Below are 26,768 nucleotides of genomic sequence, written 5' to 3' on the forward strand. Positions count from 1 at the left end.
TATGAACTTAAAAGGAACAAAAACAGAAAAGAACCTAATGGAGGCTTTTGCAGGAGAAAGCCAAGCTCGCAATAAGTACACATATTATGCATCAAAAGCAAAAAAAGATGGCTATGTACAGATTGCAAATATCTTTGAACAGACAGCAAACAATGAAAAAGAACATGCAAAATTATGGTTCAAATATTTGCACGGCGGAGCTGTCCCTTCTACTGTAGAAAACTTAAAAGATGCAGCTGCCGGTGAAAATTATGAGTGGACAGACATGTATGCTCGTATGGCAAAAGAAGCAAAAGAGGAAGGCTTCGATGAAATTGCTGAAGCAATGCAAGGCGTGTTAGAAATTGAAAAAACACATGAAGCACGTTATAATGCATTACTGAGCAATATTGAAGATGGTACTGTATTTGATAAGAGCGAAGAGACGGTTTGGGAATGCTTGAACTGCGGACATCTTCATAAAGGAAAAAGTGCTCCAGAAGTTTGTCCTGTTTGCAAACACGCACGCTCATATTTTGAGGTTCGTAAAGAAAACTATTAATCATAAGAGATACGGCAATCGTCGTATCTTTTTTTTATGTTCTGCATAGAATAGAAAGAGGAGGTAATCTATGGATGTACACAGGGTGGTCATAGGGGAACAGTATTATTTACAACTATCAGTGGGATGGTATCCAATTCAATGCATCATGAATGAACAAATGATTTTGGTCAATCAGTATTTATTACAGCTTATTGAAAGAGAAGATATCGTACTTTGCGTATATCAATCAGATGCGGAAAACTTATTGACATTGCCTATTGTTAAAATGAGCAAAAAAGCACAATCGAGGGGTGTTCAAATTGGCATGGAAGCGAAAGAAGCATTACTATTCCTGCAGAAAGAAATGGATCCGCAGACGTAAATGGATCATTTGTTTTATTATATTGGGAATGATTCTCTTTTCTTTCATCCGGATGTTTAATCATTGGATCGAACCGCAGTTACAAGTCATTGCAAAACAACAAAGCAGCATTGCCATGAATAATATCGTACGCCAGATCTTGCAGACGATGGAATATGATACATCTTCATTGCTGAACATTGAACGTGACGAGGATGGATATATTACCAATGTGGATGTGGATACGATCCAGTTGAATCAATTATTATATGAAATGCTGCACACGGTCGATCGTTCTCTAGAGGCTGCAGAAGAGGGGGAAGTAGATCCGACTTTGGATCAGACGCTATATGAAAACGGTGTGATCTATCAATTGCCGATCGGTTATTTGACCCATTTGCCATTTTTAAGCAATTTCGGTCCAAAACTAAATATTCGATTTCGCATGTTAAATGATGTAAGTGGTCATTTTCAATTACAATGTTCCCCTTATGGGGTCAATAATACACTTGTTGAACTATATTTGGTAGTTGAATTACAGGCAGAGGTGTTGACGGTCTTATCTATCAGCGAATATACACACACTTTAAAATTGCCGATCATCGTAGAAATCATTCATGGTCAAACCCCGCAGATGTATCAAAATTGGACTTCTCCTGTATTGTGAAATAGGGCCAATGATGAAAAAATGTTCATGTTGAGATTAATTGATAAAATTATAAAAAAACTCTTGCTTTTTTTTGAAAATAAGATATAATAAAACAGCAACGTGAACAGATGGGGTCATGGCGGAATAGGCAGACGCAACGGACTTAAAATCCGTTGGGAGAAATCCCGTGTGGGTTCAAGTCCCACTGTCCCCACCATTTTTATTGCATGGTTCCGTAGCCAAGTGGTAAGGCAATAGACTGCAACTCTGTGATCACCGGTTCAAATCCGGTCGGAACCTCCAATAAAAAAAGAAACAGATTGGTTTTCCAATCTGTTTTTTTAGTTGTAGAAAAAAACAGAATTTGATACCATGATAACAAGTGAGGTGAAAGAAATGAAACTGGTGAACGTATATATCGAACATCCATCTTTAGCGTTAGATCAGTGTTTTTCTTATCAATATACACAAGAGCATTTGGAAGTGGGTATGCGTGTCTGGGTACCGTTTGGAAAACAGAAAATCATTGGTTTCGTTGATTCTTTTCAAGAACTTTCTGATTCACAGGTGGCTGCGTTATCCTATGAGATCCGGGAGATCATCGATGTTATCGATCGGCAGCCATTGCTTAATGATGAATTGCGCGCTTTAGGAAAATGGATGGCTTCCTATTATGTTGCTTCGACCATCAGCTGTTATCAGGCGATGCTTCCGAAAGTATTAAAGCCAAGCCAAAATAAGGCAAAAGTTATTTATGAGCAAATTGCAGTATTTGATCATTTTGAGCAGGACTTGACTAAACGTCAATTGGAAGTGCTGCAGGAATTTCAATATCAATCGCCTATGCTTGCTGCAGAATACCGCAAGAGATACAAGTCAATTGCGAAGATATTGATTCAAAAAGGCTGCGTGAGGATCGAAAAAAGGGAGAAACAAACTCTGTCTAACAAGAGCATGCCAAAGCGTCCTGTTTTCTCATTGACTGAGGAACAGAGGGCGGCTTTGAAACGATTACAGGAACATAGCGGGTATGATGCATATGTTTTGCATGGGGTCACGGGCAGCGGGAAAAGTGAAGTTTTTTTACGTTATGCATCTGAAGTGGTCCGACAGGGAAAACAGGTATTGTTTTTAGTTCCCGAAATTTCTTTGACGCCGCAAATGCAAAGAGCGGTGGAAGAGCGTTTTGGAGACCAAGTGGCAATCTATCATTCACATTTAAATGATCAACAGAAATATGAACAATATCAATTGGTAAGCAGGGGGAAAGTACAAGTTGTGGTCGGTACACGCAGTGCCGTTTTTTTGCCGTTTCAAAAGTTAGGGGCAATTATCCTGGATGAAGAACATGATACGAGTTATAAACAAGAGAGTATGCCGCGTTATCATTGCCGTGATATTGCCATTTGGAGAGCCAAATATCATCAATGCAAAGTGATTCTTTCAAGTGCGACCCCCTCTTTAGAAACGTATGCAAGAGCTTATAAAGGCGTTTATCAGTTAATTGAAATGAAACATCGGATCTATCAGCAATTGCCATCGGTAGAAATCGTAGATATGGGCGCTTGTATTCGAAACGGTCAAAGTGCGATTTTGTCGGATCGGCTATACGAAGAAATCAAGGCGACCCTGGCGAGAGGAGAACAAGTGATGCTGTTGTTGAATCGCCGTGGTTATACACCGGTATTGCGTTGCATGGATTGCGGTGAGGTGCTGACTTGTCCTCATTGTGATGTAGCCTTATCCTATCATAAGGATGATCATCGCATGAAATGTCATATTTGTGGATATTCTCGTCCTATGCCGAAGCATTGTCCATCTTGTCATGCAGAGCATTGGCGTTATGTAGGAACAGGAACACAACGCCTGCAAGAATATGTGCAAACTTGTTTTCCCGATGCGAAGATCGTTCGTATGGATAGTGATGCAACCAAACGAAAAGGAGCCCATGCACAGTTGCTGCAACAATTTTCCATTGGTGCGGATATATTGATTGGCACGCAAATGATCGCAAAAGGTCTGGATTATGAAAATGTGACTCTGGTTGGGATTGTGAATGGCGATGCATCTTTAAAAAGTGAAGATTATCGTAGCGGGGAATTGACATTCGATTTGCTAGAACAGGCTTGTGGCAGAAGCGGACGAGGCAAGAAAAAAGGGAAAGTGATCTTACAGGCTTATGATTGCACACATTATGCTATTCAATGTGCTGCCAGACATGATTATCAACATTTCTTTGTTGCAGAAATGAAGTTTCGTCATCTGGCACAATATCCGCCTTATACTTATCTATCTGCTGCTTTCTTTGTGCATCATCAGGAAAAGATTGCTCAAGAAGGGGCGCAGGCAGCCTTGTCCTTTCTGAAGGGACAATCTATTTGCAAGGTCCTTGGTCCTATTGCATTAGGCAAAAAGAAAGATGAATATCGTTATCGCGTGATCTTAAAAGGCAGAGATCGGGAAGGGCAGGCACTGCTTTTGCGTAAAATGTTCGAAGCACACCGACAGGCGAAGCTGCGTGCACGCATGGAGATCGATGTTGATTTATTGTTATTGGAGTAAATATGGAAAAAAGAATGATCAAAGGAGTATATGCAATCAGTATCTTGTTGTTGTTCATTGCAGCAAAATGGGATCTGGCAATCAGCTTTGCGCTTTACCAGCCATCGACTGGATGGGCTTGTTTTTTGCAGGATGGTTATCCGATCATCTTAAAATTTTGTCTCGCTTGTTGTTTTTTGCTGCTGATGGATCGTAAGCACTGTTATTTTATTATTGTGGTATTCCTTGCTGATTTTTTTGCGTTGTATGATCTTTCAGCTTTCTTTTCTTATCCGATTTGGAGCTGGTATTCTTTGTTTTGCTGCAGTTTGTTTTTGATCCTGCAATGGTGTTTGTATCAGATAATGACACCATGGCACAGAAAAAAAGCAAAAAAATACATTGTATTCTTTTTACAAGTTTTTTTTGCCGTCTTCTTGATCGTCACTGTGATGAAATGTTTATGGAGCAGAACCAGATATCGCGATTTGGAACAGATGACACAATTTTGCAGTTGGTATATTCCCTGCCGACAGGGAGGCACTTCTTTTCCCAGCGGACATACCAGTTCATTTGCTGCGGCTCTGTTAAGCCTGTATACGATCATTTCCGATATACGAAAACATCGTTCTATTTGGCTGATGTTCATTGTATGGTTTTTGATTGCTTTGATGATGATTTCCAGAATTATCATGGGAGCCCATTTTTTGAGTGATACAGCAGCAGGTATGATGATTGCTGTTCTATGTTGGCAATTTATTGAAAATAAGTGGAGGAATCGTTTGAATGAATGTACGTAAATGGTGTGTGGAAGCACTTTATGAAATCTGTGATGAAAAAATATACAGCAACTTATATTTGCAACATCATCTTCATCAATTAAATGAACAAGATCGTGCGTTGGCTTCTATGATTGTCTATGGCACTTTGCAGAATCAGCGTTATGTGCGTTATCAATGGGAACATATGGTGAAACGACTGCCGGATAAAAGAATCATGTATTTATTGGATATGAGTATTTATCAGTTATTGTTTCTGGATGCGATTCCTGCGTATGCGATCATTCATGAAGCAGTGGAGCTGAGCAAGCAGGTGCAGCCTAAGGCAAAGGGATTGGTCAATGGTGTCTTGCGCCGTTTTCAACGAGAAGGAGAGCGAAAACTGCCTAAAGATGAATGGAAGGCCATTTCTCTGCGGGCAAGTCTTCCAGAGTGGATCGTACAAATGTGGAAGAGCCAGTACGGGGAAGAGGCTTGCAAAAAGATATGTGAAAGCATCAACCAGATTCATCCGCAATGTGTTCGAGTCAATGTAATGAAAACAAGCAGAGAGAAATTGATGGAAACAGGGAAGTATCGTTGCGGCTGTTTGAGCAAAGACGCTTTGTATTTGGAAAAAGGCAATGCGGCAGAAAGTGAAGAGTATAAAAAAGGGGATATTTCTATCCAAAGCGAAGCAAGCCAGATGGTTGCTTTATGGATGGATCCTCAGCCAAATGAGAGAATATTGGATGTGTGCAGTGCTCCAGGATCAAAAGCGGCGCATATGGCAGAACATATGCACAATCAAGGTTTGATCGTATGTGGCGATATTCATCCGCACCGTGTTGAATTGATCAAACAAGGGGCAAAGCGCCTATCCCTTTCTATCTTGGATGCACATGTGATGGATGCTACAAAGCTGGAAGAAGTTGCTGATGCGGCTTTTGACGGGGTCTTATGCGATGTGCCATGTACCGGTTATGGTGTGATGGGACGAAAAAGTGATATCAAAACACATTTAAATCCTTCTGCGATGGATACATTGATTCCCCTGCAATATGCAATTTTGTGTTGTGCAAGTAAAAAAGTACGTCCAAATGGACGGTTGATCTATTCGACATGCACATTGAATAAAAAAGAAAATGAAAAACAAGTCATGCGCTTTTTAAAGGAACATCCCTCTTTCCTATTGCAGAAAGAACAAACTATTTTTCCATATGAACATGGAACGGATGGTTTTTATATTGCGTTGCTTTTAAAAAAGGAAGAATAAATAGTGGAACGGTCCTGTTTGTTTCTTTGTTTAAAGGGGAAAATGTGGTAAAATAGGAACGATGTTACAAGATTGTAAATAAAGAGTAATGACGGTGAGAAAATGAAAAGTTTATATGATATGAATTATGACCAAATGCAGGAATTTGCATTAGAACAAGGCTGGAAAAAATTCCGCGGACATCAGATCTTTCAGTGGTTATATCGTAACCGTGTAACGGATATTGATGAAATGAGCAATTTATCCAAAGAGACCAGAGATCGGTTAAAGGCGGAATTTGTAATTTCGCCTTTGCAATTACGTGATAAGCAAGTCGCAAAAGACGGGACAACCAAATTTTTGTTTGCTTTAGAAGATGGCGCTTTGATTGAAAGTGTTTTGATGCTGTTTGATTATGGGAAAAGTGTTTGCGTTACCTCACAGGTAGGCTGCAATATGGGATGTGCCTTTTGCGCAAGCGGATTAACAAAAAAGCAGCGAAATCTGACAAGCGGAGAAATGGTTGCACAGGTACTTTATATTCAAAGAGAATTGGATCAGCAAGGGGATCGCGTGAGCCACATTGTTGTGATGGGGACTGGTGAGCCTTTTGATAATTATGAAGAGGTCATGAATTTTTTAGCAACTGTTAATCATGATCGCGGATTGGGTATTGGTGCCCGCCATATTACGATATCTACTTGTGGAATTGTTCCTAGAATCTTAGAATTTTCAAAGGAACATACGCAGTATAATTTGGCGGTTTCTTTACATGCCCCCAATGATGAACTTAGGAATCGATTGATGCCGATCAATCATGCCTATCCATTAGCTGAATTGATGGAGGCGCTGGATCAGTACGGCTCTGAAAATAACCGGCGATTAACTTTTGAATATATATTATTGAAAGGAATCAATGATCAGCCTGTACATGCAAAACAATTAGCAAAATTAATTGGCAAACGAAATGCATATATCAATTTGATTCCTTATAATGCGGTAGATGAAAATGGTTTTCAAGGTGTAGATCATGCTTCGGCGATGGTCTTTTACGATCAGTTGATGAAATTGGGAGTTCGCTGTACCATTCGCAAAGAGCATGGCGGTGACATTGATGCGGCATGTGGACAGCTGCGTGTCAAACATCTGCAGAAGAGGTGAGACGATGGATTATTATGGAGCAAGCGATAAAGGTCTTAAAAGAAAAATAAATGAAGATTCCTATTGCTGCATGTTAAATAAAAATGGGGATTTTTTTGCTTGTGTGTGTGACGGGATAGGCGGTGCTGCTGCTGGTGAAGTTGCCAGCAAGATGGCAGTTATTTATCTGCAGGAATGTTTTCAAAAAGCAATGCCATTCAAAAGTGAACCAGAAATCGTTGACTGGATCAAACATGTAGTGGAAGAAGCAAATGATCAGGTGTTTACAGCTGCTATGCGAAGTGTCAAACAAAGGGGCATGGGAACGACCTGTGTTGGAATCTTGTGCAGTAACGATCGTACATTTGTCTTTAATGTAGGGGATTCACGTGTATATGCACTTTATGAAGATTCTTTCTTAGCAATGACAGAAGATCATTCCTATATTGCAGATCTGGTAAAAAGTGGATCCATTACTTTGGAGGAAGCAAAAGTACATCCGGCACGCAATATGTTAACAAACGCATTGGGAGTATGGGATCATATAAAGATTGATATTCATAAAATACGGGAGGATTATCAAAATTTATTGATCTGCAGTGATGGCCTGCATGGTTATGTCAGTGAAGATACCATTCAAAGTATTCTGTCTGATCAAAATAAGTCAAGTGAAGAAAAAGTAACGATGTTGATTCAAATTGCCAATGATATGGGTGGTTATGACAATGTGACCGCTATCCTTGTACAGAAGGAAGCTGGTGAAGCCCATGGATAAGTTAATAGCGAACCGCTACTTGCTTGTTACCAATATTGGACAGGGAGGTATGGCTGACGTTTACAAGGCAATTGATACGATCTTAAATCGTGAGGTTGCCATCAAGATCTTACGCGGGGAATTATCCCATGATCCTATGACCTTGCTTCGTTTTCAACGGGAAGCCAGTGCGGCCAGCAAACTGTCGCATCCAAATGTCGTTGATGTATATGATGTAGGAGAAAGTGAAGGCCGGCATTATATCGTGATGGAATATGTCCGCGGCCGTACCTTAAAACAATTAATTACACAGCGCGGGGCATTGAATTTGGATGAAGCGATCGATATCATGATGCAGTTAGCCAGTGCCATTTCATTAGCCCATGAAAAACATATCATTCATCGGGATATCAAACCGCAAAACGTACTGGTGAAAGATGATGGAACCGTCAAGATCACAGATTTTGGAATTGCTGTTGCCCATGATTCGGTTCAGTTAACCCAAAATCATACGGTAATGGGAAGCGCACATTATCTAGCTCCAGAAACTACCAAAGGAGAGGCGCCTACCACTGCTGTAGATATTTACGCACTAGGTATCGTATTTTATGAGTTGTTAAGCGGGAAAGTTCCATTCAATGGAAATACACCGACGGAAATCGCAATCAAGCATTTGCGTGAACCAATGCCATATATTCGAGATTTTAATCCTTTAATTCCCCAATCAGTAGAAAATATCATTTTGAAAGCAACGGCCAAGCGTGTAGAACAGCGTTATGCTAGTGTGGATGATATGATTGATGATCTTGCACATTGTCAAATGCCGCAATATGCAAATGTGTCTCGCATTCAATTGGAAAATGATCCAATCCTGTCAGTAAAGGTAGAAGATGGACATTTACAGGTAGAACAGCAGAAATCAAGAAAGAAAAAACGTAAATGGATCTTGGCAATAGGTACTGCTATCTTTTCGTTGGTAGTGGTCTCGATAGTGGCCTTGTTTGCGACTGGAGTCCTTTCATTCAATGGCTGGTTAGGAACACCGATTCCAAAAGTTGTCGGTTTATCCAGCGAAAATGCAATTGCTCTTTTGGAGGAAGCCGGCTTTGATCGCAATCAGATCACAATCGAGGAAGTATTGGATGAAACAGTCGAAAAAGGAAATGTCAGCAGTGTGGATCCAGAAGAAAATAAACGAGCAGGGAAAAATGATACGATCATTTTAAAAGTTTCCAGAGGAGGTTATTTCACAGTAGAAAACTATGTAGGGATGACCTTGCCGGAACTTAGAGAAATTTTTTCAAGCAATCATGTCAATATTCGAATTCAACAAAGTGAAGTGCCGCGTTCTGATGTAACAAAAGGAACAATTTTATCACAAAGCATACCAGTCGGAGAGAAAATTGATCCATTAGCAGATAATGAAATTTCATTAACTATTGCATCTTCTCCAAGTTTTACGATTCCATCGAATATTATCGGAATGGATCTGCAAGAAGCGAAAAATCTGTTAAGCGGCTATGGCGCAGCTGTGGTCACAAGCCGGATCAGTGAAGATACTCTAAACGAAGAAGAAAAGCTTGGGTCAGGTGTTGTCGTTCGCTGCGATCCAAGTCCAAATAAAACCTATACACAGGAGGGAACAGACAGCTATATTGTGCTGTATTATTATTAAATATGGAACGAGGAAAAATTATCAAAATCATATCGAACCAATATGATGTCCGCTTAGATAACGGAGAAACGTTACGTTGTATCGCGATGGGAAAGCTTCGCAAACAACGATCACCTATCGTAGGAGATTTTGTTGAAGTAGAGCGATTCGATTCATCGAATGGCATACAAAAAATATTGCCTCGCCGCAATGAATTGCGTCGCCCGGCAATTGCGAATGTAGATCAGGCAATAATCGTGATGTCTACAAAGATTCCAGATTATTCAACGGTATTGATCGATCGCTTGATCTTTCAAATATGTTATGCTGGTATTCAGCCGATCCTTTGTGTTACAAAGATGGATCTGATCGATGATGATTCGTGGATCCATCATTCTATTCAAGAGTACAGGGATAGTGGATATACTGTTGTTGAAAGTGGCAATGGGTATGATGAGGAACAATTGACATCTCTTTTGAAAGGAAAAATTTCTGTATTGACAGGGCAATCGGGTGCCGGTAAAAGCTCCTTGTTGAATCGAATCGAACCGAGTTTTCATCTTCGAACTCAACAAACAAGCAAGGCATTGGGAAGAGGCAAGCATACGACGAGACATTGTGAGCTGCATCCTGTTGCAGGAGGCTGGGTTGCGGATACCCCAGGTTTTTCTTCGTTAGATTTCCAATATATGTCTATTGCAGCGTTAGCAAACTGTATTTTGGATTTTCAACCTTATTTAGGCCAGTGTCGTTTTAAAGACTGCGTACATCTAAAAGAACCGGGTTGTGCAATCAAACAAGCGGTAGATGAAGGAAAAATAAATAAAGAGCGCTATCGTCATTATGCAGAAATTGCACAGCAGATTCAAGATGCACCAAGTCGTTATTGAAAGGGAGGAGTTTTGATGAAAAAATTGATTATCTCACCATCTATTTTATCTTTGGATTATTCAAAGACGAGTGAACAACTGAAAGAACTTGCAAACAGCAAAGCGGAATGGGTCCATTTTGATGTGATGGATGGACATTTCGTTCCAAATTTAACATTTGGTCCGGATATGTTAAAAGGATTCAAAAAAGTATTGCCTCAGGTCATGGATGTACATATCATGGTGGAAGATGCCAAAAAATATGCGGATGTATTCATTGATGCAGGGGCGGATGTATTGACATTTCATAGTGAAGCACTTCAAAATGATCTTTCTGCGATCTGTGATCTATGTGCACATATTCGTAGCAGAGGCGTTTTAGCCGGTGTCAGTGTGCGACCTAAAACGAGTGTGGAACCTTTGCTGCAACATTTAGATCAAATTGACGTCTTACTGATCATGTCAGTAGAACCAGGCTTTGGAGGACAGGCTTTTATGGAAGACATGCTGGAAAAAGTTCGTAGAGCCAGAGAGGTGATCGAACAAAATGGATATTCTACGCGTATTGAAATCGATGGCGGCATCAATGATAAGACTGCAGTGCTCGCAAGAAATGCGGGTTGTGATACCCTTGTTGCGGGAAGCTATGTGTTCAAACAAGATATTCAATCAGCCGTAGAGTCTTTGTTATGTCAGTGATCTTATTGATTTCTCCATTGGCAAAAAAAATTCCTTTGATTGAAGGTGCAGATTATGCCGGTGTTGATGCTGGAGCTCTCCGCTGCATGGAACAGGGGATTTCGATGGTATTTGCTTTGGGTGATTTTGATACGGCAAAAGGAACCTATTCTTCGATTGAGAAGGAAGTAGTATGCTATCGTTTACCTACGCGAAAAGATGAGACGGATATGGAAAGTGCTGTTTATGAAGCAATAGAGAGAAATTATGATCAGATTATTCTTTATGGCGTTTTACAGGGACGCTTTGACCATACAATGGCAAATCTGTATCTTTTGTTGCACCGATTTCCTTTCTTGATCCTGATGGATGAGAACAACCGCGTACGTGTCTTGTCAAAGGGAACGTATATCTTTCAGAAAGAGTATACGTATTTATCATTTTTGGCTTTGGAAAAAAGTTGCATGAGTGAAGAAGGGGTTTCTTACCCTTTAGATCATAAACAAATAGATACTTCAGACATATTCACGGTATCAAATGAAATCATAGGAACTCAGGCAGTTATCACCCTTCATGAAGGTCGTGTATTGATGATAGAAGCAAATGATAACGAATCACTTTGAAAAAAGTCATTGGCGAGAGATGACTTTTTTCAAAATGGAAGATGGCCTCCCTGTTTCTTTACAATTAATGGAAAGTATGTTTAAATTAAGTGGGATTTGAAAGAGGTGAAAGCATGACCAGTTTTAATAAGAACCTTATTTTTTATTTTTTGGTTGGTGTTGTGCTGGAAATTACTGGCGTGCTTTCTATATGGATCAAAAGCTCCTTGGTATCGCTAGTTATGGTCTTATTGGGGATTGCCCTTTTTGTCAGCGGTGGAATTCAGTTGATCCGCTTTTTTTTACCGAAAGTTCATCATCATGGAGATTTTAACTCCATTCTGCGATCAATACTTAGTATCATTGCGTCAATCATTTTGATTTGGTATCAAGGAATCCCGCAATGGCTGATGGTCGTGCTGTTTGGTTGCTATATGTTATTGTACGCTACAGCTTGTATGGTACAATGGTGGCTATATCGGGAAGATCGTGTGCGCGGGCGATTGTTGTTGTTTTTCACTGCTCTGACACTATATGTGGTGGGAGGCATCTTTTTATTGTCACCGCAATTAACGATGGATGATATGTTGATTTTATTTGGAATTTACTTTATTTTGCTGGGATTGACTTATTTTCGAGATGGATTTGATTCTCTTTCAAGCAAAACGAGAAACCGGATGACACGAAAGATCCGCATCACATTGCCTGCCATCGTTTGCGCAGTCATTCCTGCAAAAACATTAAATGATATCAACGCGTATCTAAAAGAAAATGAAGAATTTGAAGAAGATGATTATCAAGAAGCTGGCAATCCGGATCTAGAAGTGTATGTCCATGTTACGGATAATGGATTTGGCTTGTTGGGACATGTAGATATTGGCTTTGAAGGGATGATCATATCTTATGGGAACTATGATACAGAAAGTTATCGATTAAATAGTATTATAGGGGACGGTGTTTTTTTTCTTTCACCAATTGCTTCGACGGTCGAAAATTACCTGTCTGTAGAAAAGAACAATTTATTTGTATATGGTTTGCGGCTGACTGAAGAACAAAAAGCAGATATTCGTCAAGCAATCAATCGGATCATCGAAAAGGGTTATCGCTGGTTGACGAAAATTGAAAGGGAAAATGGTTTTTCTCATCCGAAAGATTATCAAGAAGACTATCCTTCCAGACTTGTTTACAAGACAGGTGCTAAATTTTATAAATTTCGGGAAGGGCGGTTTAAAACCTATTTTGCTTTAGGATCCAATTGTGTATTATTGGCGGATTCGATCATTGGGCGTCTGGGGACGGATGTGCTCAGCATGCGCGGATTGATCACACCAGGTACGTATTTAGATTATTTAGATAAAGAGTATCATAAAAAAGGAAGCATCGTTATCACGCGCCAGTTTTATCCTTGTCACGAAAGCGGTAAAGAAAACAGAGTTTTGGAAAGTATCCATCACCGATAAAAAGCACTTTTAAAAAAGTGTTTTTTTCTTATCAAAAATAAAAAAACAGGCATTGCCTGTTCTTAAATGTATTTACTAGATCGCGTTGTTCTTTTTCAATGTTTTCAGAGCACGGGCACTGACACGCAGCGTCTGTGGCTTTCCGTCAACAATAACCTTCACTTTCTGTAAATTTACATTCCATGTGCGGCGAGATGCACGCATTGAGTGTGAACGTCTGTTTCCTGATAAAGGGCCTTTACCAGTAATTGCACATACTTTTGACATACTGCTTACCTCCTTTACGCGATATTTTTACGCAATTTGCTTATTTATACTACCATTTTTGACATAAAAAAGCAAGCATATTCTTAAAAAAAGATTTCTAAGCAAGTGATAATAAAATTTTCATGATTCTTTTCTTTCTTTCATAAGATAAAGTGGTGAATACGAATGCTACGAGGAAAAGTGAAAAAGAGAATTCGATGTATCTATCTATGTGCCATGTTGCTTTTTTCTTGTATCTTGTCAAAGTTAGGTTATGAACAGATCTTTCATCATGATACGATCATGGAAAGGGCTTTTGAGTTATGGCAGCGCGATTTTGCTGTTGCGGGAATTCGCGGAAGCATTATTAGTGCAGATGGAACGATCCTGGCTCAAGATATGCCTGCATCTTCTATTGTCGTTGTTCCTTCACAGATTCAAGATCCCAAACAAGCCGCTGCCCAGCTTGCGGCCATCTTGCATGCAGATGAAACAGAATTGTATGAAAAAATAACAAAAAAAGTTTCTACACAAAAATTACAGCCGGAAGGCCGGCAAATCGATGAAGAACAAGCGGCTGCAATCGAACAGTTGCAATTAGAGGGGGTATATCTCGTTAGAGATTCGCAGCGATATTATCCGAAAGGAAACTACTTGGGGCAAGTGCTCGGATTTACTGGTATAGATAATCAAGGATTAGCCGGTTTAGAATTGCAGTATGATGCGGTTTTAAAAGCGCAAAATGGATCGTTAAAGATCCCTTTTGATGCCAAAGGACAGAATGTTACTTTATATGAAGAAACTTACAATGCCAGCGGAAATGGTTTGAATGTCATTTTGACGATTGATTCCCATATTCAAGATATCATGGAGCGCGAAATGACAAATTTGATGGAACGTTATCAACCAAAACAGGCATTGGCAATAGCGATGAATCCTAACACAGGAGAAATATTAGGGATGATTTCCAAACCAGATTTTGATCCAAATCATTATGAAGAGTATGATCAAAGCATCATCAACCGCAATTTGCCAATTTGGATGAGCTACGAACCAGGGTCGACCTTCAAATCTGTAACATTTGCAGCAGCATTGGATTATAACTTATTCGATATGTTTAAGGATACTTATTTTGACAAAGGGTATGAAATAGTAGAAGGAGCCAGAATCAAGTCATGGAGAGCAGGAGGACACGGACTGCAAACATTTTTGCAAGTATTAGAAAATTCATCGAACCCAGGTTTTGTTGAAATTAGCCGCAGGCTGGGGATTGATCGATTATATACTTCGATCCAGTCCTTTGGATTTGGAGAAAAAACAGGAGTCGATCTTCCAGGAGAAAGCAGCGGCATTCTTTTTGAAAAAGAAGCAATGGGGGAATTAGAGGCTGCGACAACGGCTTTTGGACAAGGAATTGCAGTAACGCCTATTCAGCTTGTGTGTGCTTTTAGCTCCATTGTGAATGGCGGCACATTGTATACACCGCATATTACCAAAGCATTTACAGATCCTATCAGCAATGACGTATTGTTGGAAGTAGGAACCCAAGCCAAACGCAAAGTCATTAGCGAGGAAACTAGTGAAAAGATGCGGTATGCATTAGAAAGTGTTGTTGCTAATGGCGGAGGAAAATCGGCATATATCAATGGATATCGCATTGGCGGAAAGACAGGTACTGCACAAAAAGCGGTGGATGGCGTATATATGGAAAATGAATATATCTTATCGTTCATTTCGGCAGCACCAATGGAAGACCCGCAAATCGTTATTTATGTTGCTGTAGATGCTCCGCAGAATGATGTGCAATATGGAGGTACTGTTGTTGCACCTGTTGTAAAAGCGATGTATGAAGATATTTTACCTTATATGGGTATTGAAAAGAATGAAGAGCAATTGCCAAAAAAAATTGTTTGGCCTGAAACAGAAGCTGTCGTCATACAAGATTTTATTGGGATGAAGAAAGAGGAAGTGAAACAAGAGGGCATCAGTTTCGAATTTATTGGAGAAGGAAATACTGTCATAGATCAGCTTCCTTCACCAGGAGTGACGCTTACAGAAGAAGGAAAGGTGTGGATCTATCTTGGAGAAGATACATTTAAATGAAGTCTTGCTCACATTCGGCATTGTGAGCCGGGATGATCGGCTGATCAAAGGTGTTCATGATGACAGCCGCTGTGTAAAAAAAGACTGGATCTTTGTCGCGTATGATCAAAAAAGGGAAGCTTATATAGAGGAGGCTTTGTCAAAAGGTGCTGTTGTTTTCTGTACACACTCCTGTCCTTTCGATAATGTTTATGTCGTAACAAATGGAAAAGAGGCTTTGTATACACTGCTCCGCTTATATTATCCAAAGCTTTTTAGCAATATGGTCTATATAGGAATCACAGGAACAAATGGAAAATCAAGTACTGCTTATTTTCTTTATCAATGTTTATCTTGTCGTGAAAATTGTTTGTGGATCGGAACCCATCATGTCCTTTGCAAAAAATTCCAACAGGAAATTGCAAATACGACACCGTCATTGTGTACTTTGGTACAATTGATTGAAAAGGGACACCAGCATGGTGTGCATTGTGTCATCATGGAAGTAAGTTCACATGCAATCATGCAGGAGCGTATCCAAATCATTCGTTTTGATTATATCGTCTATACAAATATTACACGGGATCATCTGGATTATCATCTGTGTGAAGCTCATTATCGTTATGCTAAGTATCGTTTGCGGAAATATAAAAAAGAAACAGGGAAGATATTAGTGAACCATGAAGATCCGCATCTGAAAGATTTGTATCCTTTGATTGAGGGCAACTGTGTAACGTATGGTAAGAAAATGTCGCATTTTTGGCTTCATGATATTGTTGCAAGTGCAAGCGGTCTTCGATTTTTTTTAAATGAGGTAAGTTACGTTACTAAGATCTGCGGTGATTTTCAAGCAGTCAACCTGAGCGCAGTGATTGCAGTTTGCCATTTGTTTGGAATGAATCAGGAGCAGATCCAAACAGCAATTCGGCGACTGCAACCGCTGGAAGGGCGTTTGCAAAAGGTTTGGGAACATCCTTTTGCATTTGTTGATTATGCTCATACAGCAAGCGCCTGTTGTGCATTGTTTGAAAGCATACGAGCTTTTCCTCATGATCGCATCATTACAATAATCGGTTGCGGAGGAGAAAGAGATCAGGAAAAAAGAAAAGAAATCGGCTATATTGCAAGCATGAACAGCGATTTATGCATCTTCACCAGCGACAATCCCAGACGTGAACCTTTATCCCAAATATTTGCCATGATGTGTGCACAAGTAAAAAACAATGTTATGATTTTTGAAGATCGAACATGTGCTATCAAATTTGCAGTGAAAAACAGTAGGAATGATGATATAATACTCGTTGTTGGCAAAGGCGATGAACGTTGGCAGAACATCAATGGAAAAGATTATCCGTTCGATGATGCCCAGGTGCTTCGCTGCGCGCTCAGGGAAAAGGAGGAACGTGCGTGATACAGCTAGATTTTTTAGTAGCGTTTATTGCATCTTTGGTCATAACTTTGCTGGTTATGCCAGGTGTGATTCGCTACTTACATAAAATTAAGTTTGGTCAGACAGAAAGAGAAGAAGGACTGGCCTCACACAAAGTGAAGAATGGAACACCAACGATGGGAGGACTCGTTTTTATCATTGTTCCTGTTCTGGTCTTTGCAATCTTACAATTGGATGCATTGCGGCAAAATAATATTCAGATTGTTATTTTGGCTTATTTGGGATACGGGTTGATTGGCTTCATCGATGATTATTTGATCGTAGTAAAGAAAAACAATGATGGTTTGAAACCTGGCGTGAAGTTTGCCATGCAGTCTGTATTGGCGGTTGTCTTCTTTTTATTGTATCAAGCATCTGCTTCTACAGAGATCATGATACCGATATTGGATATTCATTTTGATTTAGGTTGGTTTTATTTCTTTCTCGTGTTTATCATGTTTACTGCAGAAAGCAATGCGGTCAATTTAACCGATGGTTTGGACGGCCTTTGTGCTGGTGTCAGCATCATTGCCCTGTTTCCGTATGTGATCTTTTCATTACTGCAAGGAAATCGATCGCTAGCTGTATTGTTGCTTTGTATAATTGGTGCTTTATTAGGATATCTTCGCTTTAATTTACATCCGGCAAAAATCTTTATGGGCGATACAGGATCGCTGGCTCTTGGGGGATTATTGGCTGCTGTAGCCATGGTAACCAAAGAAGAACTGTTATTGATCATGATTGGCGGCGTTTTCGTGATAGAAGTATTATCTGTTGTGATACAGGTTACTTATTTCAAAAGGACAGGGAAACGTGTCTTTAAGATGGCTCCGATTCATCATCATTTTGAGATGTGCGGCATGAAAGAAACAAAAGTAGTGAGCATGTTTTGGGGGATTGGCCTCATACTTGCATTGATCGGTTTATTTTTGGGGGTGATGTGATATGGCAGAAGTATTGGTGATTGGAGCAGCACGCAGCGGAATGGCAGCTGCAAAACTACTGAAAAAGCACGGCTATCAAGTCACATTGACGGATAGCCAAATACTGGATAATAAAAAAGAACTAGAAGATGATGGGATTTTGGTTGTAGATGGCGGACATCCAGAATGGCTGAAAGAAAAAAGTTGGGATTTTATCGTAAAGAATCCAGGAATTCCTTATCGTGTGCCGATCGTGAAAGCTTTTGTGGAAAAAAAGGTACCGATCTATACAGAAATTGAGATCGGGTATCGGTTTGCAAAACATTTTCGTTATGGTGCTGTAACTGGAACGAACGGAAAGACGACCATTACTTCTTTACTTTATGCTATGTTACAAAGAAAAGGAAATGCTCTGGTGGCAGGCAATATCGGCTATCCATTATGCGAATGGGCGGACCGTTATGAAGAAACAGAGAAAGATGTGGCAATCGAATTAAGCAATTTCCAGTTGCTGGGCATGGAGCAGTTCCGTCCTTGTGTCAGTGTCGTATGTAATCTGGCACCGGATCATTTAGATTATATGGATAGTTTAGAGGCTTATTATTCAAGCAAGATGCGAATCTATCAAAGCACGCAAGCAGATGATTGGTTTTTGCGCAATGTAGATGATCCCCTTATCATGCAATATGCAGTACATATACCTTGTCAGATCATTGATTTTTCAATGAAAAGGACAGATGTCGATCTGTATCAAAAAGATGGGAAAGTGTGGTTGCATGATCAGATGCTGTTTGCCATTGATACATTGAAAATCGTAGGAGAGTATAATGTATGCAATGCGATGATCGCAGCTTGCATGGCATATCGCATGGGTGTTTCCCTTTCAGATATTCGAGAAGTTTGCGCAACTTTTACACCGGTAGAACACCGCTTGGAATATTTAGGAGAAAAAGACGGGGTGCGTTTCTATAATGACTCTAAAGCTACAAATACACATGCCGTAGCTGCAGCGCTGTCTTCTTTTCCAAAAAATATCATCTTATTGGCCGGGGGCCATGATAAAGGTATTCCTTTTGATGACCTCAAACGTTTTGACGGCCGTGTAAAATTATGCGTATCTTTTGGTGAAACGAAAGATAAGTTTAAGGATGTATTCACAAACTGTATCGTGCATGAAACGATGAAAGAAGCATTGGATGAGGCTTGCAAGCAGGCTTGCTCTGGTGATATCATCTTATTGTCGCCTGCTTGTTCTAGTTATGATCAATTTCATAATTATGAAGAGCGGGGACGTATATTTAAAGAAATGGTGCAGGCCATTCTGTAGAAGGGAGCTCTATCATGGATATTATTGAATTAATCAAATCGATCCTGTATGGAATCGTAGAAGGTATCACGGAATGGCTGCCAATCAGTTCGACAGGGCACATGATCTTGTTGGAAGAGATCATGCCGATGAAGGTAAGCGAACATTTTTGGGAGATGTTCCTTGTCGTCGTTCAATTAGGTGCTATTCTGGCTGTAGTATTGCTGTATTGGAAAAAATTGTTTCCTTTCAATTTCAAAAATAAAAATCGGCCTTTTTTGCGTTATGACATATTCGTGCTGTGGTTTAAGATCTTAGTTGCCTGTATTCCCGCAGCAGTTGTCGGTTTACTGTTCGATGATTGGCTGAATGAGCATTTATACAATTCTATCGTCGTTGCAATCATGCTGATCTTAGTAGGTATTGCTTTCATATTGTTAGAAAGCCGTAATCGTTATCAACGTTCGCGTGTTACTGCATTATCGCAAATAACATATCGGGATGCTTTGATCATTGGTTTCTTTCAGTTAATAGCTGCTATTTTTCCAGGTACTTCTCGTTCGGGAGCAACTATTTTAGGCGCTTTAATGATCGGTATCAGCAGAACAGTTGCAGCAGAATTTACTTTCTTTTTGGCAATTCCGGTCATGTTTGGCGCAAGTTTATTGAAGCTTGTTAAATTTGGATTTGCTTTTAGTACAATGGAATTTCTGATTTTGCTGATCGGCATGCTGACAGCATTTATCGTATCTGTCATCGTTATTCGCTTCTTGATGGCTTACATCAAAAAACATGACTTTAAGATCTTTGGCTATTATCGTATCGTGCTTGGCGTGATCGTATTGCTATATTTTCTGATATTTTAAAAAATGACGGCTGTTTGGTATGATCCAGAATTCTGGAAACATACCGACTGCCGTCATCTTTTATTTTAAAATTTGAAATCCGATTTTCTTTTTTACTTTTTGTAATTTCTTTTCAGCTATTCGGCTTGCTTTCTCATTGCCTTTGCGTAAAATCTCATCAATTTGTCCACTGGCAATGATCGAACGGTAACGTTCTTGCAGATCACTCAGGAATTGATATACGACCTCGCCAACTTCTTTTTTCAGTACTCCATATCCTTTTCCTTGATAACGGGAAACAATGGAATCAATGGATTCTCCGCTAAGAGAAGTCAAGATCGTCAATAAATTGGATACACCTGGCTGATTGATCGGATCATATTGAACGATGCCGATGGAATCAGTGACTGCAGATTTAATTTTATTGCGGGCTTGTGCTGGATCATCCAGCAAATTGATCGTTCCTTTTGGGTTTGCTTCTGACTTGCTCATCTTTTTTGTCGGATTCTGCAGGGAATAGATCTTCGCCCCTACTTTTGGAGTTAACGGTTCAGGAAGTTTGAAGATATCTCCATAACGATGATTGAACCGTTCAGCTAAGTTGCGTGCTAATTCTACGTGTTGTTTTTGATCGACACCTACCGGAACAAAATCTGCATCGTACATCAAGATGTCTGCGGCCATTAAACACGGATAGGTAAACAATCCTGCTGTGATTCCTGTTTCTCCTTTTGCAGTTTTATCTTTATATTGTGTCATACGCTGTAATTCTCCCATATAGGAATGGCAGGTCATGATCCATCCTAATTCAGCGTGTTGATGGACGTCACTTTGCAAGAATAAAGTTACTTTTTCGGGATCTAAGCCGCATGCCAGATATAAAGCAATCAGATCTTTGGTATTCTGCTTTAGTTCTTTTGGATCAACTGTAATGGTGATGGCATGTAAATTGGCAATGAAGATATACATATCATATTCATCCTGATACTGAATAAACTGACGTATGGCCCCAATATAATTTCCTAGTGTCAGACGACCAGTTGGCTTGATGCCACTTAACATCGTTTGCATAATATATTACCTCCTAAAATAAAAAAGCCCTTTTTACAGGGACGTAAAATACGCGGTACCACCCAGCTTATCGCTTGATCAGCAATCACTCCAGCTGTATTGGTGCCACCAGGATCTGCTCAAAAGTTCCAATTCGTTGTTTTCTGTTCATCTGTTTTCACCTGCCACAGACTCTCTAAAGAAGGGAGAAAATAACTACTCATTCTTTCTCTTTGTAAATCCATTTCAATCATACAACGAAATGAATTTGTTAGCAAGTGTAAAAAAATTTTATACCTTTTATGAATGGAATAGGGTATAATAAACGATAGAGGAGTGTGATGAAAAATGATAATTTTATATACATCACCCGGATGTGCAAGTTGCCGCAAAGCAAAGCAGTGGTTGAAGGATAATCAGCTTCCCTTTGTTGAAAAGAATATATTTACAACAATGTTGAAGGAAGATGAAATCAAATATCTGTTATCTCGATGTGAAAATGGTACAGAGGATATCATATCCGTGCGATCGAAAGCATTTCAACAGTTAGATTGCGACATTGATGATCTGTCTGTTTCCCGTTTGGTCGAAATCGTGAAAAAAAGCCCTTCGATCTTGAAGCGTCCTATTATGATTTCTGAAAAGAATATGGTGGTAGGATATGATGATGACGAAATTACGGCAATGGTGCCGCAGGCGTTGCGTAATGTCGTAGAATCGACATGTAATGAGTCATGCCCCAATTATCCGGTATGCGGAAAAGTCCGTGCTTGTTAGCTGTCTTCTGACAGCTTTTTTTATCCTTTATACAATGATGTCGAAATGTGCTATGATAAAGCAAAGGTGATCAAAATGCAACAAGGTACATTATTTACATCGCAGATGAATGAACCATTAGCAAATCGCATGCGTCCTCAGACATTGGATGAATATGTCGGACAGCAGCATTTAGTTGGTAAAGGGAAGATATTACGTCAATTGATAGAAAATGATCTTGTTCCCTCCATGATATTCTGGGGCCCTCCTGGAGTAGGGAAAACTACATTAGCCAGGATCATTGCCCATCAGACGAAAGCATCTTTCATTAATTTCAGTGCAGTGACCAGCGGGATCAAAGAAATTAAAACAGTGATGAAACAAGCTCAGGAAAGTCTTCAGCTGCATGAAAGAACAATCGTATTTGTAGATGAGATACATCGATTTAATAAAGCGCAGCAGGATGCTTTTTTACCTTATGTGGAAAACGGCAGCATCATATTGATAGGAGCAACGACAGAAAATCCTTCCTTTGAGATCAACTCGGCTTTATTATCACGCTGCAAAGTATTTGTTTTGCAGGCATTGTCTGAAAAAGATCTTTATCAGCTTTTGCAACATGCCTTACATGCTGAAAATGGATTTGGCAATCAAAAAATCATCATAGAGGATGGATGTATTGAAATGATTGCTGCCTTTAGTGCAGGGGATGCACGCACGGCATTAAATACACTGGAAATGGCGGTGTTGAATGCAGTAGAAGTTGAAGGTAACTTGACTGTGAATAAAGAATTGATCGAACAAGTGACCGCTTGTAAATCTTTCTTATATGACAAAAAGGGAGAAGAACATTATAATTTGATCAGCGCGCTTCATAAGTCCATGCGGAACAGTGATACACAGGCTGCTATCTATTGGTTAGCCAGAATGTTAGAAGCTGGTGAAGATGCGCTTTATATTGCCCGCCGATTAGTTCGCTTTGCAAGTGAAGATGTAGGGATGGCAGACAGCCGGGCTCTAGAAATCTGTATTGCTGCTTATCAGGCTTGTCATTATATTGGAATGCCGGAATGTAGCGTCCATCTGACACATGCAGTGACGTATTTATCTTTGGCTCCAAAATCAAACGCTTTATATAGGGCATATGAGAAAGCAAAGAAGGATGCATATGCAACGATGAAAGAGCCGGTACCGCTGCACATTCGCAATGCAGTGACTTCTTTGATGAAAGATCTCCATTATGGGCAAGGTTATCGCTATGCACACGATGAAGAAAATGCTATTACAGACATGGAATGTCTGCCACCAGCTTTACAGGGTCATCTTTACTATGAACCTACAAGTTATGGCAGTGAAGAAAAGGTCAGAAGACGGATGCAGCAGCTGGAAATGCTGCGACACGCAAAAAAGAAATAAAGAAGCAAACGTTTTCATATTCTGTTTAAATATATAAAAATGATGTATAATGAAAATGAAAAAGGAGGGATCTCTATGAAAAAAAAGATCATTACGATTTCTAGACAATTTGGCAGTGGCGGAAGAGGAATTGGAAAACTTTTAGCAGAACGCTTAAATATTCCGTTTTATGATAAAGAACTGATTGAATTGGCAAGCAAGAAGAGTGGCATTGATGAGAGAATCTTCAAAAGTGAAGGTGAAGAAACAGGACGCATGTACCAAGTGATCGGTGCCATCGGATATGCATTAGGATCCCCTGCGGGCGGTATTTATGAATATTCGATCAATGATCAGCTATATCTTGCACAGGCAAACATCATTGAACAGCTGGCTGATGAAGGACCTTGTGTGATCGTAGGCCGATGTGCAGATTATGTCTTGGAAGAGCGGGAAGATGTATTGAATGTATATTTGTGTGCAGATATGGATCATCGTTTGCGCCGCGTGATGGATGAGTATCATGTTGAAGATGCTGATGAAAATATGCTGCGAAAAGTAGATAAGCGCCGCAGCAACTATTATCAATATTATACGGACCGCGTTTGGGGGAAGGCTGAGAATTACGATCTATGCATCAATACCGGAAAATTTGAAACAAATGCAATTGTGGATATGATCATAGCAGCGTTTCATCAATAGAGTTAAAAAGGATGTGAAAGGTTTCACATTCTTTCTTTTTGAAAAAGCTATGAAAATGAATTGAATTGTATTATAATATTCTCATGGATAATGAAAACGATTACATATCATTAAGGAGGATTCAGTATGAGTAAAAAATTCGTGTATCTTTTTGCGGAAGGAAATGAGTCGATGCGCGAACTTCTGGGAGGAAAAGGAGCGAACCTCGCAGAGATGAGCAGATTAGGCATGCCGGTTCCCTATGGCTTTACGATCACGACAGAAGCATGTAATCAATATTATGCGGATAATGAAAGTATTAATGATGAAATTCATGCAGAGATCGAAGAGTATTTGGCAAAATTAGAGCAGCAGGCCGAAAAGAAGTTTGGCGATGTGAACAATCCTTTGCTTGTGTCTGTGCGCAGTGGTGCGCGTGCTTCCATGCCAGGCATGATGGATACTATTTTAAATCTAGGGCTCAATGATGAAGTGGTGGAAGGTGTTGAAAAATTAACTGGGAATGCACGTTTCGCCTATGATTCATACCGTCGCTTCATTCAAATGTATGCTGATGTCGTGATGGGACTGAATAAAGCAAGATTTGAAGATATCATTGATGAAGTAAAAAAAGAAAAAGGAATTACTGATGATTTAGATCTGGATGCAGACGATATGAAAAAATTAGTAGTTCTGTTTAAAAAATTCTATGAAGAGGAATTGAACGAACCATTCCCAAGTGATCCGCGAACACAATTATTTGGTGCGATTGAGGCCGTATTCCGTTCTTGGAATAATCCGCGTGCCATTTATTATCGCAAGATGAATGATATTCCTAGCAGTTGGGGAACAGCAGTAAATGTGCAGATGATGGTATTTGGCAATATGGGAAATGATTGCGGTACAGGCGTTGCCTTTACTCGAAATCCGTCTACAGGTGAAAATAAATTATATGGTGAGTTCTTGATGAATGCACAAGGTGAAGATGTCGTAGCCGGTATTCGTACACCACAGCGAATTGACCAGCTGAAAGATGTTGCGCCGCAGGCATATGATAAATTCGTTGAGATTTGCGGTATTCTGGAAAATCATTATCGTAATATGCAGGACATGGAATTTACCATTGAAAAAGGAAAATTGTTCATGTTGCAGACAAGAAATGGAAAACGTACAGCAGCAGCTGCTTTGCAGATTGCTTGTGATATGGTGGATGAAGGAAAAGTATCCATTGACGAGGCATTGATGATGGTAGAACCAAAACAGTTGGATTCTTTGCTGCATCCAATGTTTGATGTAAATGAGCTGAAGGCTGCCAAGCCGATTGCTGCTGCATTGCCAGCTTCTCCGGGTGCAGCTTGCGGTAAGATCGTATTTACTGCAGAAGAAGCTATTACAGAAGCTGCAAAAGGAGAAAAAGTAGTATTGGTTCGCCTGGAAACTTCACCAGAAGATATTGAAGGAATGCATGCTGCACAGGGAATCTTAACTGTACGCGGCGGGATGACCAGCCACGCTGCAGTTGTTGCCCGAGGAATGGGAGCTTGCTGCGTATCCGGTTGCGGCGATATCGAGATGCATGATGATGAAGGATATTTCGCTGTTGGTGGAAAGAAATACAACCGCGGCGAGTGGATCTCATTAGATGGTTCAACAGGAAATGTGTATGGGCAGGCCATCAAAACCGTGCCGGCCGCAATCAGCGGTAATTTTGAACGTTTTATGAAATGGGCGGATGAACGTCGTGTATTGAAGATTCGGACAAATGCAGATACACCTAGAGATGCTGCACAGGCTGTAAAATTCGGCGCTGAAGGAATTGGTTTGGTACGTACAGAACATATGTTCTTTGAAGGAGACCGTATCAAGGCTGTTCGAGAAATGATCGTATCCAAGACGACAGAACAAAGAAAACGTGCATTAGATAAATTGCTGCCGATGCAGCGCGGTGATTTTGAAGGTATTTATGAAGCCATGGAAGGTATGCCGGTGACCATTCGATATCTGGATCCGCCTCTGCATGAATTCTTGCCGAATAATGATGCCGATATCGTTGATCTGGCAAAAGAAATGGATATGGATGCGGATGAACTAAGAAGCATTGTTGTAAGTCTGCATGAATTTAATCCAATGATGGGACATCGCGGCTGTCGTTTAGCAATCTCTTATCCAGAAATTGCAGAAATGCAGACAACTGCAGTTATTGAAGCGGCAATCAATGTACAAAAACGCCATCCAGAATGGACGATGGTGCCGGAAATCATGATTCCATTAGTAGGTGACAAAGCAGAATTAAGCTTTGTAAAAAAGATTGTTGTAGAAACAGCAGACAAGATCATTGCTGCAAATGATATGCAGATGAGCTATCATGTGGGTACGATGATCGAAATTCCTAGAGCAGCATTGCTTGCAGATGAAATTGCAGAAGAAGCAGAATTCTTCTCATTTGGTACGAATGATTTGACACAGATGACTTTTGGATTCTCACGTGACGATGCAGCAGGTTTCTTAACAGACTATTATGAAAAGAAGATTTTTGAAAGCGATCCATTTGCACATTTAGATCAAAAAGGTGTTGGAAAACTGATCGCAATGGCTGCGAAAGCAGGACGTATGACACGACCAGATATGAAGATGGGTATTTGTGGTGAACATGGCGGTGATCCAGCAAGTATTGATTTCTGTCATCGAGTTGGATTAAATTATGTTTCTTGTTCTCCATTCCGTGTACCAATTGCTCGTTTAGCTGCAGCTCAAGCGGCTATTATGAATGATAAATAACTGTAACTGAAAAAAGATGCTTGTAGGAGCATC

The 26,768-nt window shown here is 40.0% G+C and carries 24 protein-coding genes, 2 tRNA genes and 1 other annotated feature; of the genes, 24 read left to right on the forward strand and 2 right to left on the reverse strand.

Annotated features, from left to right (window positions below):
- Window position 1 precedes the first annotated feature (1 nt).
- The 15 genes from rbr to BQ9859_RS05170 all read left to right on the forward strand — a co-directional run bounded on the left by rbr (window position 2) and on the right by BQ9859_RS05170 (window position 13,244).
- Entirely contained in the window at window positions 2-541 is a 540-nt protein-coding gene (gene rbr / locus BQ9859_RS05100) for a rubrerythrin (protein ID WP_075877157.1), read from the forward strand.
- A gap of 70 nt (window positions 542-611) precedes the next feature.
- Window positions 612-905 (forward strand): DUF1805 domain-containing protein, encoded by a 294-nt coding sequence (locus tag BQ9859_RS05105; RefSeq protein ID WP_075877158.1) that lies wholly within the window; start codon window positions 612-614, stop codon window positions 903-905.
- Window positions 844-1,551 (forward strand): sporulation protein YunB, encoded by a 708-nt coding sequence (gene yunB, locus BQ9859_RS05110; RefSeq protein ID WP_075877159.1) that lies wholly within the window; start codon window positions 844-846, stop codon window positions 1,549-1,551. Before BQ9859_RS05105 ends, yunB begins: the two co-directional genes overlap by 62 nt.
- Window positions 1,552-1,663: 112 nt before the next feature.
- Window positions 1,664-1,750, forward strand: a tRNA-Leu gene (locus BQ9859_RS05115).
- Window positions 1,751-1,762: 12 nt separating this feature from the next.
- Window positions 1,763-1,836: transfer RNA gene (locus BQ9859_RS05120), tRNA-Cys, on the forward strand.
- Window positions 1,837-1,929: 93 nt separating this feature from the next.
- Window positions 1,930-4,095 (forward strand): replication restart helicase PriA, encoded by a 2,166-nt coding sequence (gene priA / locus BQ9859_RS05125; RefSeq protein WP_075877160.1) that lies wholly within the window; start codon window positions 1,930-1,932, stop codon window positions 4,093-4,095.
- 2 nt (window positions 4,096-4,097) lie between these two features.
- On the forward strand, window positions 4,098-4,874 hold the full coding sequence (locus tag BQ9859_RS05130) for a phosphatase PAP2 family protein (RefSeq protein ID WP_075877161.1): 777 nt from the start codon (window positions 4,098-4,100) through the stop codon (window positions 4,872-4,874).
- On the forward strand, window positions 4,861-6,108 hold the full coding sequence (rsmB, locus tag BQ9859_RS05135; RefSeq protein WP_075877162.1) for a 16S rRNA (cytosine(967)-C(5))-methyltransferase RsmB: 1,248 nt from the start codon (window positions 4,861-4,863) through the stop codon (window positions 6,106-6,108). Before BQ9859_RS05130 ends, rsmB begins: the two co-directional genes overlap by 14 nt.
- A 102-nt stretch (window positions 6,109-6,210) precedes the next feature.
- On the forward strand, window positions 6,211-7,248 hold the full coding sequence (gene rlmN / locus BQ9859_RS05140; RefSeq protein ID WP_075877163.1) for a dual-specificity RNA methyltransferase RlmN: 1,038 nt from the start codon (window positions 6,211-6,213) through the stop codon (window positions 7,246-7,248).
- Window positions 7,249-7,252: 4 nt separating this feature from the next.
- Window positions 7,253-8,002 carry a Stp1/IreP family PP2C-type Ser/Thr phosphatase gene (locus tag BQ9859_RS05145; RefSeq protein WP_075877164.1) on the forward strand — a complete coding sequence of 250 codons (750 nt, stop codon included), beginning with the start codon at window positions 7,253-7,255 and terminating at the stop codon, window positions 8,000-8,002.
- Entirely contained in the window at window positions 7,995-9,656 is a 1,662-nt protein-coding gene (gene pknB, locus BQ9859_RS05150; protein ID WP_075877165.1) for a Stk1 family PASTA domain-containing Ser/Thr kinase, read from the forward strand. The genes BQ9859_RS05145 and pknB overlap by 8 nt, the downstream gene beginning before the upstream one ends.
- A 2-nt stretch (window positions 9,657-9,658) precedes the next feature.
- A complete protein-coding gene (gene rsgA / locus BQ9859_RS05155) occupies window positions 9,659-10,525 on the forward strand; it encodes a ribosome small subunit-dependent GTPase A (RefSeq protein ID WP_075877166.1) in 867 nt (288 codons plus the stop codon).
- Between the two features lie 15 nt (window positions 10,526-10,540).
- Window positions 10,541-11,203 (forward strand): ribulose-phosphate 3-epimerase, encoded by a 663-nt coding sequence (gene rpe, locus BQ9859_RS05160; protein ID WP_075877167.1) that lies wholly within the window; start codon window positions 10,541-10,543, stop codon window positions 11,201-11,203.
- Window positions 11,194-11,805: a thiamine diphosphokinase gene (locus BQ9859_RS05165; RefSeq protein WP_075877168.1), complete on the forward strand. Its 612-nt coding sequence runs from the start codon at window positions 11,194-11,196 to the stop codon at window positions 11,803-11,805. Before rpe ends, BQ9859_RS05165 begins: the two co-directional genes overlap by 10 nt.
- 113 nt (window positions 11,806-11,918) lie before the next feature.
- Window positions 11,919-13,244 carry a DUF308 domain-containing protein gene (locus BQ9859_RS05170; RefSeq protein WP_075877169.1) on the forward strand — a complete coding sequence of 442 codons (1,326 nt, stop codon included), beginning with the start codon at window positions 11,919-11,921 and terminating at the stop codon, window positions 13,242-13,244.
- Window positions 13,245-13,319: 75 nt separating this feature from the next.
- Here the strand turns inward: BQ9859_RS05170 and rpmB are convergent, their stop codons facing one another.
- Window positions 13,320-13,511 (reverse strand): 50S ribosomal protein L28, encoded by a 192-nt coding sequence (gene rpmB, locus BQ9859_RS05175; protein ID WP_075877170.1) that lies wholly within the window; start codon window positions 13,509-13,511, stop codon window positions 13,320-13,322.
- A 165-nt stretch (window positions 13,512-13,676) separates the two neighbouring features.
- On the opposite strand from rpmB, the gene BQ9859_RS05180 reads away from it, so the two are divergent.
- The 5 genes from BQ9859_RS05180 to BQ9859_RS05200 are packed head-to-tail and all read left to right on the forward strand — an operon-like array spanning window position 13,677 to window position 20,096.
- Window positions 13,677-15,593: a penicillin-binding transpeptidase domain-containing protein gene (locus BQ9859_RS05180; RefSeq protein ID WP_075877171.1), complete on the forward strand. Its 1,917-nt coding sequence runs from the start codon at window positions 13,677-13,679 to the stop codon at window positions 15,591-15,593.
- Window positions 15,571-16,983: a UDP-N-acetylmuramoyl-L-alanyl-D-glutamate--2,6-diaminopimelate ligase gene (locus tag BQ9859_RS05185; protein WP_161941280.1), complete on the forward strand. Its 1,413-nt coding sequence runs from the start codon at window positions 15,571-15,573 to the stop codon at window positions 16,981-16,983. The genes BQ9859_RS05180 and BQ9859_RS05185 overlap by 23 nt, the downstream gene beginning before the upstream one ends.
- Window positions 16,984-17,039: 56 nt before the next feature.
- The gene (mraY, locus tag BQ9859_RS05190) at window positions 17,040-17,945 is read left to right on the forward strand and encodes a phospho-N-acetylmuramoyl-pentapeptide-transferase (protein WP_456237777.1); all 906 of its coding nucleotides are present in this window, start codon (window positions 17,040-17,042) and stop codon (window positions 17,943-17,945) included.
- Window position 17,946: 1 nt separating this feature from the next.
- Window positions 17,947-19,251 (forward strand): UDP-N-acetylmuramoyl-L-alanine--D-glutamate ligase, encoded by a 1,305-nt coding sequence (gene murD / locus BQ9859_RS05195; RefSeq protein WP_075877173.1) that lies wholly within the window; start codon window positions 17,947-17,949, stop codon window positions 19,249-19,251.
- 14 nt (window positions 19,252-19,265) lie between these two features.
- A complete protein-coding gene (locus BQ9859_RS05200; RefSeq protein WP_075877174.1) occupies window positions 19,266-20,096 on the forward strand; it encodes an undecaprenyl-diphosphate phosphatase in 831 nt (276 codons plus the stop codon).
- A 60-nt stretch (window positions 20,097-20,156) separates the two neighbouring features.
- On the opposite strand, the gene trpS is transcribed toward BQ9859_RS05200, so the two are convergent.
- Window positions 20,157-21,146 (reverse strand): tryptophan--tRNA ligase, encoded by a 990-nt coding sequence (gene trpS, locus BQ9859_RS05205; protein WP_075877175.1) that lies wholly within the window; start codon window positions 21,144-21,146, stop codon window positions 20,157-20,159.
- A 34-nt stretch (window positions 21,147-21,180) separates the two neighbouring features.
- Window positions 21,181-21,368, reverse strand: a binding site (T-box leader).
- Window positions 21,369-21,473: 105 nt separating this feature from the next.
- On the opposite strand from trpS, the gene BQ9859_RS05210 reads away from it, so the two are divergent.
- From BQ9859_RS05210 to ppdK, 4 genes are all read left to right on the forward strand, one after another.
- On the forward strand, window positions 21,474-21,902 hold the full coding sequence (locus BQ9859_RS05210) for a Spx/MgsR family RNA polymerase-binding regulatory protein (RefSeq protein ID WP_075877176.1): 429 nt from the start codon (window positions 21,474-21,476) through the stop codon (window positions 21,900-21,902).
- A gap of 75 nt (window positions 21,903-21,977) precedes the next feature.
- Complete coding sequence (locus BQ9859_RS05215) at window positions 21,978-23,297, forward strand: replication-associated recombination protein A (protein WP_075877275.1); 1,320 nt, start codon at window positions 21,978-21,980, stop codon at window positions 23,295-23,297.
- A 75-nt stretch (window positions 23,298-23,372) separates the two neighbouring features.
- Window positions 23,373-23,978, forward strand: a complete 606-nt coding sequence (locus BQ9859_RS05220; RefSeq protein ID WP_075877177.1) for a cytidylate kinase-like family protein — start codon at window positions 23,373-23,375, stop codon at window positions 23,976-23,978.
- 126 nt (window positions 23,979-24,104) lie between these two features.
- A complete protein-coding gene (ppdK, locus tag BQ9859_RS05225) occupies window positions 24,105-26,735 on the forward strand; it encodes a pyruvate, phosphate dikinase (protein WP_075877178.1) in 2,631 nt (876 codons plus the stop codon).
- The last annotated feature ends 33 nt before the right edge of the window (window positions 26,736-26,768 follow it).

Source organism: Merdibacter massiliensis, from assembly GCF_900155395.1.
Taxonomy (GTDB): Bacteria; Bacillota_I; Bacilli_A; order Erysipelotrichales; family Erysipelotrichaceae; genus Merdibacter; species Merdibacter massiliensis.